Source organism: Cellulomonas fimi, from assembly GCF_028527925.1.
Taxonomy (GTDB): Bacteria; Actinomycetota; Actinomycetes; order Actinomycetales; family Cellulomonadaceae; genus Cellulomonas; species Cellulomonas fimi_C.
This window is the reverse complement of sequence record NZ_JAPESW010000119.1, coordinates 1-1,032: the sequence shown is the minus strand read 5'-3', so window position 1 is coordinate 1,032 and position 1,032 is coordinate 1. Positions and strand designations below refer to the sequence as shown.

The 1,032-nt window shown below is 73.9% G+C and carries 1 protein-coding gene and 1 pseudogene; one reads left to right on the top strand and one right to left on the bottom strand.

Annotated features, from left to right (window positions below; genetic code table 11):
• Window positions 1-155 (bottom strand): annotated as a pseudogene (locus tag OMK64_RS20020) (winged helix-turn-helix transcriptional regulator); the annotation flags it as partial.
• A 116-nt stretch (window positions 156-271) separates the two neighbouring features.
• On the opposite strand from OMK64_RS20020, the gene OMK64_RS20015 reads away from it, so the two are divergent.
• A partial coding sequence (locus tag OMK64_RS20015; protein WP_272730107.1) for an NAD(P)H-binding protein occupies window positions 272-1,032 on the top strand: 761 nt, incomplete at its 3' end.

Sequence of the window (1,032 nt, the reverse complement as noted above, 5' to 3'; positions counted from 1 at the left end):
CCCCACCGCATCGACCGCTCCGACAGGGCGACCAGCAGCAGGACGCCCCACTTGCTCGTCACGTGGTCGAGGAGGACCCGGCTGGGGCACGCGGACACCAGAACACCGTCCGTCAGGAGCCGGTCCAGGACGCTGACCTCGTTGCTTACCGTCACGTCCGTACCTTACGACGAAGTGGGTACCTCCTGGCGGGAAGGCGTCACGGCGGGCGACGGTTGACGACCGCGACACACCCGTCGCCCGGACCAGCCGGGCCACCGAGAGGACCACCATGTCGATCGTCGTCACCGGAGCCACCGGCCACCTCGGCCGTCTCGTCGTCGAGCACCTGCTCGAGCGCGGCGTCCCCGCGCAGGACGTCGTCGCGACCGGCCGCTCCGTCGACCGTCTCGCCGACCTCGCCGCCCGCGGGGTCCGCACGACCGTCGCCGACTTCGACGACCCCGCCACGCTGACCGCCGCCTTCGAGGGTGCCGACGTCGTGCTGCTCGTGTCCGGCAGCGAGGTCGGTCGGCGCGTCGCGCAGCACACCCGCGCGATCGAGGCCGCCGCTGGGGCCGGCGTCGGCCGCGTCGTCTACACGAGCGCCCCGCACGCCGACACGACGCCGCTTCCGCTGGCCGTCGAGCACCGTGCGACCGAGGAGGTGCTGCGCGCGTCCGGGCTGGCGTGGACGATCCTGCGCAACAACTGGTACTCCGAGAACTACCTGCCCGTGCTGGAGCAGGCCGCGGCGACGGGGGTCGTCGTGTCGAGCACCGCGGGCGGGGGGGTCGCGTCCGCACCCCGCGCCGACTACGCCGAGGCCGCCGCCGTCGTCCTGTCGACCGACGGGCACGACGGGCGCGTGTACGAGCTCAGCGGCGACGTCGCCTGGACGTTCGACGAGCTCGCCGCGGCCGCCGCCGACGCACCGGAACCTGTCCGGCATCTGGCGCGCCGCGCGGAGGAAGAACTCCGCGCGCCAGCCGCTGCCGACGACCCCGAACGTGACCGGTCCACCGTTGCCCATGCGCCCGCCTCTCCGTCGAC